Source organism: Rhodococcus sp. NPDC059234, assembly GCF_042754225.1.
In the GTDB taxonomy this organism is placed as follows: Bacteria; Actinomycetota; Actinomycetes; order Mycobacteriales; family Mycobacteriaceae; genus Rhodococcus_G.
Genome location: NZ_JBHZAH010000002.1, coordinates 112,845 through 119,631 on the forward strand (window position 1 = coordinate 112,845; position 6,787 = coordinate 119,631).

Genomic DNA, 6,787 nt, shown 5'->3' on the forward strand with positions numbered 1-6,787 from the left:
GCCCGCAGGTCTACCGCGGAGGAGGCTGAGGATGAGTCAGCCAACGACGGACCCGACGTTCTACCGCAGCGCGGCCGAGGCGGCTGCGGCCCCGCCGGAGCAACTGGCCTACGTGGTCGCGTTCGACCGCGCGGCGGCGAAGCCCGACGCGCTGACCGTGATCGATGTGGATCCTGCTTCGGGTACATACGGCAAGGTGGTGGGCTGGACCGACGTGCCCCACACGGGCGACGAGTTGCACCACTTCGGCTGGAACGCCTGCAGCAGCGCTCTCAAACACGAGGGCCACGACCTGCAGGGATTGGCGCGGCGGTACCTGATCGTGCCGGGTCTGCGCTCGTCGCGCCTCTACGTGTTCGACACCCAGCCCGACCCACGGCAACCCAGCCTGTCCAAGATCACGGACGGCACCGAGCTCGCAGACAAGGCCGGCTACTCCCGACCGCACACCTCGCACTGCGGCCCGGACGGGGTGTTCATGACCTGCCTCGGCGGCGCAGACGGATCGGACGGGCCGGGCGGCATCGCCTTGCTCGATCACGCCAGTTTCGACGTACTCCGGAAATGGGAAACCGACCGGGGGCCGCAGTATCTCGCCTACGACGCCTGGTGGCATCTCAACCAGAACACGCTGATCACCAGCGAATGGGGCACACCGTCGATGATCGAGGACGGGCTGGTACCGGAGCTGTTGCTGGCGAACAAGTACGGCCACGCGATCCACTTCTGGGACCTCGCCGCCGGCGAGCACAAGCAGCGCGTGGACCTCGGCGAGCAGTACCAGATGCCGCTCGAGCTGCGGCCGTCGCACGACCCGGACGCCGCATGGGGATTCGTCGGCGTGGTGGTCTCGACCGAGGACCTGTCGGCGTCGGTGTGGCGATGGCACCGCGACGGCGGCGCCTGGGCGGTGGACCAGGTGATCACCATCCCGGCCGAGCCGGCCGATCCCGACCTACTGCCGCCGGCGCTGAAGCCGTTCGGTGCGGTGCCGCCGTTGGTCACCGACATCGACCTCTCGGTCGACGACCAGTTCCTCTACGTCTCGTGCTGGGGCACCGGGGAGCTCAAGCAGTTCGACGTGCACGACCCCGCCAACCCGAGAGAAGCCGGGTCTGTCCGGCTCGGCGGGATCGTCGGCCGCAACGCCCATCCGGCGGCGCCGGACCAGCCGCTGTCCGGCGGCCCGCAGATGGTCGAGATCAGCCGTGACGGGCGGCGGGTCTACCTCACCAACTCCCTCTACGGAGCGTGGGACGACCAGTTCTACCCGGACGGCGTCGGCGCCTGGATGGCCGTCCTGCACGCCGAACCCCACGGCGGCATGACCGTCGACCAGGCCTTCTTCCCGCACGGCGACGACTTCCGGGGCCTGCGCGCCCACCAGGTGCGTCTCCAGGGTGGCGACGCCTCCTCCGATTCGTACTGCTACCGGTAGTCGGTCGGGGTGGTGTCGCGTCACTTCTGCGCGATCTCGGCGAAGGATGCGGCATCCTCCTCGCCGAACTTCTCCTCGAGCACCTCGGGGGTGTAGTCGAGGTCGATCTCCTCGATCGGACGTCCGCGCGCCGACTCGATCGCACCGAGCCTGCGCTGGGCGCGGTCGGCGGCGTAGGCGAGGAACTCGTCGTTGTCGAGGCCGAACGGCTGCACCTCGAACTGGTCGTTGACCCAGTTGATCATGCCCAGTGCGAGCGGCATGAGTTCGGCCATCCGCTGCTGCACGACGTCCCAGTTGCTCTCGTCGGCGGCGACGTGCCGGCGGCAGGTGAACGTGCCCCACGCCATGTGCCTGCGCTCGTCGTTGCCGATCAGCCGGATCAGTTCGACCATGCCCGGCAGGATGTTCCACTCGGTGCACACCTTCTTCCAGGCGTAGTAGCCGGTGAGCGCGAGGCTGCCCTCGATCACGTGGTTGTAGGTGACGCTCGCGCGGACCTGGTTGGCCGGGCTGGGGTCGGTCTCGAGGATCCGCAGCGAGCCCGGCAGCTCCTCGTAGAACAGCTCGCGGTAGTACGGGTTGTCCGCGACGTACGGGTGCAGGTCACCGGTCAGCCCGACGGCATCCATCCAGAGCCGGAAGACCTGGGTGTGCTTGGCCTCCTCGAAACAGAACTGGGTCAGGTACATCTCGTCGCCGAGCCTGCCCTCCGACGCCATCGCCTTCATGAACGGCTGGATGTCCTCGGTGACAGCCTCCTCGCCGGCGATGAACTGCGTGCACAGGAAGGTGGCGCTGCGCTGCTGCTCACTGGTCAGCCCCACCCAGTCCTCGGCGTCCTTGCCGAAGTCGATGGACCGGGGGTCCCAGAAATGCGCGTTCCCCTTGCTGAACAACCGCAGCGGAAAGGCATCCCAGTTCAGTCCGCCCGCCCGGATCGATCCGAAGCCCTGCCTGGTCACGGGAGTTGCGGTCATGGCGCACGTCCTGGTCTGTGATGGTGGGAGCACCGCCGGTGTGGTCGGCGTCACACCCCATCGTTTACACAGGCGTGTGCAGTGTCAAGGAACCAGCACGGTGAGTCCGTGCGGGCGGGTGTTCATCGACTCGCACCCGTCCGCGGTGACCACCACGATGTCCTCGATCCGGGCGCCCCAGTCGCCGCGGAAGTAGATGCCCGGTTCGATGCTGAACGCCATCCCCTCGGCGAGCTCGATCCGGTTACCCGCCACGATGTACGGCTCCTCGTGCACGGACAGGCCGATCCCGTGGCCGGTGCGGTGGACGAAGACCTCGGCCAGTCCCTCCGCCGCGAGAACGTCGCGGGCGGCCGCGTCGACGGACTCGGCGCTCACGCCGGGGCGCACCGCGTCGACCGCCGCCCGCTGCGCGCGCTCGAGCACCGCGAACTTCGCGGCCACCTCGGGCGAGGGCTCCCCCATGCTGTAGGTGCGGGTGCTGTCGGAGTTGTAGCCCGGCGCAACCGGTCCGCCGATGTCGATGACCACCACGTCCCCCGGCTCGATGGTGCGGTCGGAGACCTCGTGGTGGGGGTCGGCGCCGTGCGGGCCGGACCCGACGATGATGAACTCGGCCCCCGTGTGGCCCTCCTCGACGATCGCGGCGCCGATGTCCGCGGCCACCTCGGCCTCGGTGCGGCCCGGCCGCAGCCACTCACCCATCCGCGCGTGCACCCGGTCGATCGCCGCGCCCGCGCGACGCAACGCCTCGATCTCGGCCTGGTCCTTGATCATTCGCAGCTCACGCAGCACACCGGTGGCCAGGATCGGCGGCGAACCCAGCGCCGCGGTCAACGGGATCACGTGCAGCGCGGGCATCGCCTCCGCGACGGCGGTCTTGCCCGGCTGCGGCAGCAGCGAGCCCACCAGCGCGTACGGGTCGACCCCGTCCACCCAGTCCCGCACCGGCAGACCGAGTTCCGCGGTCGCCGAGTCGCCGAGCGCCGCCAGTTCGAGCCGCGGCACGACCACCGACGCGGGGCTTCCGTCGGCGGGCACGACCAGGCAGGTCAGCCGCTCGAACGAGTCGGCTCCCGAGCCGATCAGGTACTTCAGGTCGGGGCCGGGCGTGATGAGCAGCGCGTCCAGTCCCGCGTTCGCGGTGAGTTCCGCGGCGCGCCGGAGGCGCTCGCCGTAGACGGCCGTCGGGAAGCGTCCGGTCGAGGGGCTCTGTGTACTCATGGCACCCAGGCTATCGAGGTTTGGCAGGATGGGCGGCATGACCGGACCCCTGCTTCTCCTCGACGGCGCGAGCCTGTGGTTCCGCGCGTATTACGCCCTCCCCGAGTCGTTCACGTCGAAGGACGGTCGACCCGTCAATGCCGTGCGCGGGTTCACGGACATGGTCGCGGCGCTGATCACCCGGCACCAGCCGAGCCGTCTCGCGGTGTGCCTCGACCTGGACTGGCGTCCCCAGTTCCGGGTGGACCTGGTGCCGTCGTACAAGGCGCACCGCGTCGCCGCCGAGCTCGAGGCAAGTCCGGACGTCGAGGAAGTGCCCGACACGCTCACACCGCAGGTCCCGATGATCCTCGACGTGCTGGCCGCGGCCGGCATCGCCACCGCGGGCGCGGACGGGTTCGAGGCCGACGACGTGCTCGGCACCCTCGCCGCCCGCGAACGCACAGACACCGTCGTGGTCGTCAGTGGCGACCGCGACCTGCTGCAGGTGGTCGCCGACGACCCGGTCCCGGTCCGGGTGCTGTATGTCGGGCGCGGGCTGTCGAAGGCCGAGCTCTTCGGTCCCGCCGAGGTGGCCGAGAAGTACGGCGTGCCCGCGGATCGACCGGGCGCCGGGTACGCGGAGTTGGCCCTGTTGCGCGGCGACCCCTCCGACGGATTGCCGGGCGTCAAGGGAGTCGGCGAGAAGACCGCCTCGTCACTCCTGCTGGAATACGGGTCGGTCGAGGCGCTTCGCGAGGCCGTCGACGATCCCGAGTCCGGTCTGGCCAAGGGCATCCGAACCAAGCTCACCGCGGCCTCCGACTATCTCGATTCAGCGCTGCCCGTCGTTCGCGTCGCCACCGACACGGCGGTCGAGATGTCGCGTCCGGACCCGCTGCCCGTCGAGCCCGCGGACCCGGAGCGGCTCGCGGCGCTCGCGGACGACCTGGCGATCGGTACGTCGATCGGGCGGCTGACGAAGGCGATGGCCGCGCCGCGGAACGGGTACGGCGGCTAGCACTCCAGCCGTCGATCGTGATCCACATGCCCGATTCGCGGTGTTGGCCGACCTGGGGGGCGACTTGATGCGTGCGCGATGAGTTCGGGCGGCGGATCGGGTCTGCCCTGGTATGACTCGAATCAGCGCTGACATCTCGGTCTCTCCCGACCGCGTCCCTGGCCGCCACCTCTTCGACGTTGTCGACGGGCCGAAACGCTGGGACGACACGTCCGGCTACGGCGCAGGCAAGCCCGCGTTCGTCGACTGCGACGCCCGTGACCTACGGCGTCTTCCGGTGACCCGATGACCACCGTCGACGCCAATGAGATCGCCTTGGGCATCGAGTCGTTCGGTGACGACGACGCGCCACTCGTCCTGCTCGCGGGCGGGACGACGATGCTCTCCTGGCCCGACGCGCTGTGCGAGCGACTCGCCGCCGGCGGGCGCCGGGTGGTGCGCTACGACCTGCGCGACAGCGGAGAGTCCACGACGACGGATCCGGAGGCGCCCGCCTACACCCTGCGCGGCCTCGCCGCCGACGCGGCGGCCCTTGCCGACGCGCTCGGCGGTGGGCCCGCGCACCTCGCGGGGATCGGCGTCGGCGGGATGGTCGCCCAGGTGGCCGTGCTCGACCATCCGGGCGCGTTCTCGGCGCTCACGCTGGTCGGCACCCGCGCGGTTGCCCCTGGCCCGCCCGACCGGGACCTCCCCGACCACGACCAGGCGACGATGAGCCGGCTGTTTGCGCGTCCGATGCCGGACTGGACCGATCGCGAGGCGGTTGCGGAGTTCGCCGCCGTCGGCGCGGAGCTGCGCGGCGACGACCCCGTCGCCGCGCGCGCAATCGCTGCGCGCATCTGGGACCGCACACCGGGCACCGCACCCCCGGTTCAGACGGCCAACCAGATGGGCATGGTGTTCTCCCGGCTCGACTGCACACCCCGCTGGCGCGAGCGCCTGCCGGAGATCGAGGTCCCCACGCTCGTCGTCCACGGCCGCCGCGACCGGTTCTTCCCCGTCGGCAACGGCGAGGCGATCGCGCGCGAGATCCCCGGGGCACGGCTGCTCGTCCTCGAGGAGGCCGCCACTGCGATCCCCGATGCGGCGGTCGGCGAGGTCACCGAGGCGATGCTCGCTCTCGGACAGAGGACGGCGGGTGCCGCATCGGGTCGGGCCTCCACGCAGCGGTGGACGTCGGGCGGGCGACGAGAAAATGGTTGGACGGGATCGCGTTCGCGTTGATAGCGTGCCCAGGACCGTGACGGTACGCGAGGAGGTGGGACCCATGAACGCTGCAACTCTGTGGGTGCTCCCACTCGTGTTCACGGTTCGGCGATCGACGTAGGTGTCGCCGGGAGCGCCTGACCAACGGCAATCCCGAAAGGCAACACACCATGCATTTCACCTCAGAGACATCATCGAACGGTGTCATCGAACGCACTTTCACCCTGGACGACGTCACGGGTGTGCTCTGGTCACCGGAATCCGGTTCCGCCGGTGCGCCCGTGATCCTGGCCGGCCACCCCGGCGGTTTGGACAAGAAGGCCCCGGGACACGTGGCCCGGGCCCATTCCTCGGTGACCAGGGACGGTTTCCACGTCGTCTCCATCGACGCGCCCGGACATGGCGACCGGGCGCGAAACGCACAGGACCAACGTCTGGTCGCCGAGTTCCGCCAGGCTCGGGCCGAAGGCAGCCCGTCGTTCGGGCGAATCCTCGCCGACTACTGCGCATCGGTGGCCGAACGCGCCGTCCCGGAATGGCAGGCGACCATCGACGCCGTGCAGGGTCTGCCCGAGATCGGCGCGCACGCCCCAATCGGCTACTCCGGCGTGTCGCTGGCCTGCGCGATCGGGATACCGCTGACGGCGGCCGAGCCCCGGATCACCGCTGCGGTCTTCGGTTGGGTGTCCGGACACGACGCGCTGCTCGAGGCAGCGAAGCGGGTGACCATCCCGATCGAGTTCCTGCTCCCGTTGGACGACAGGGAGATCCCCCGCGAATTCGGTCTCGAGTTGTTCGACGCCTTCGCCTCGGAAGACAAGGTGCTGCACGCCTTCCCGGGAGGTCACCGCCAGGTGCCCACGGATGGCCGGATCGACACCCGGTTCTTCCCCCGACATCTCGGACGGTCCGACGGCGCACTGCCGGTCTGACGTGAAC

At 70.0% G+C, this 6,787-nt stretch carries 6 protein-coding genes; 4 read left to right on the top strand and 2 right to left on the bottom strand.

All coding sequences use genetic code 11. The features are described from left to right. Positions 1-31 precede the first annotated feature (31 nt). The gene (locus ACFXGJ_RS00970; RefSeq protein WP_378615526.1) at positions 32-1,438 is read left to right on the top strand and encodes a selenium-binding protein SBP56-related protein; all 1,407 of its coding nucleotides are present in this window, start codon (positions 32-34) and stop codon (positions 1,436-1,438) included. Positions 1,439-1,458: 20 nt separating this feature from the next. On the opposite strand, the gene ACFXGJ_RS00975 is transcribed toward ACFXGJ_RS00970, so the two are convergent. Then, entirely contained in the window at positions 1,459-2,418 is a 960-nt protein-coding gene (locus ACFXGJ_RS00975; protein WP_378615528.1) for a R2-like ligand-binding oxidase, read from the bottom strand. Positions 2,419-2,502: 84 nt separating this feature from the next. Then, positions 2,503-3,642, bottom strand: a complete 1,140-nt coding sequence (locus tag ACFXGJ_RS00980; protein ID WP_378615530.1) for a M24 family metallopeptidase — start codon at positions 3,640-3,642, stop codon at positions 2,503-2,505. Between the two features lie 37 nt (positions 3,643-3,679). On the opposite strand from ACFXGJ_RS00980, the gene ACFXGJ_RS00985 reads away from it, so the two are divergent. The 3 genes from ACFXGJ_RS00985 (at position 3,680) to ACFXGJ_RS00995 (ending at position 6,780) form a co-directional block, all read left to right on the top strand. Then, positions 3,680-4,642: a 5'-3' exonuclease H3TH domain-containing protein gene (locus tag ACFXGJ_RS00985; protein WP_378615533.1), complete on the top strand. Its 963-nt coding sequence runs from the start codon at positions 3,680-3,682 to the stop codon at positions 4,640-4,642. A 285-nt stretch (positions 4,643-4,927) separates the two neighbouring features. Continuing rightward, positions 4,928-5,866, top strand: a complete 939-nt coding sequence (locus ACFXGJ_RS00990) for an alpha/beta fold hydrolase (RefSeq protein WP_378615536.1) — start codon at positions 4,928-4,930, stop codon at positions 5,864-5,866. Positions 5,867-6,018: 152 nt separating this feature from the next. Continuing rightward, a complete protein-coding gene (locus tag ACFXGJ_RS00995; RefSeq protein ID WP_378615538.1) occupies positions 6,019-6,780 on the top strand; it encodes an alpha/beta hydrolase in 762 nt (253 codons plus the stop codon). Positions 6,781-6,787: the final 7 nt, after the last annotated feature.

What these genes read in the sequence shown, in the direction of transcription:
- ACFXGJ_RS00975 (WP_378615528.1), bottom strand. Translation starts at nt 2,418, where the DNA reads ATGACCGCAACTCCCGTGACCAGGCAGGGCTTCGGATCGATCCGGGCG.
- ACFXGJ_RS00980 (WP_378615530.1), bottom strand. Translation starts at nt 3,642, where the DNA reads ATGAGTACACAGAGCCCCTCGACCGGACGCTTCCCGACGGCCGTCTAC.
- ACFXGJ_RS00995 (WP_378615538.1), top strand. Translation starts at nt 6,019, where the DNA reads ATGCATTTCACCTCAGAGACATCATCGAACGGTGTCATCGAACGCACT.
- ACFXGJ_RS00990 (WP_378615536.1), top strand. Translation starts at nt 4,928, where the DNA reads ATGACCACCGTCGACGCCAATGAGATCGCCTTGGGCATCGAGTCGTTC.
- ACFXGJ_RS00970 (WP_378615526.1), top strand. Translation starts at nt 32, where the DNA reads ATGAGTCAGCCAACGACGGACCCGACGTTCTACCGCAGCGCGGCCGAG.
- ACFXGJ_RS00985 (WP_378615533.1), top strand. Translation starts at nt 3,680, where the DNA reads ATGACCGGACCCCTGCTTCTCCTCGACGGCGCGAGCCTGTGGTTCCGC.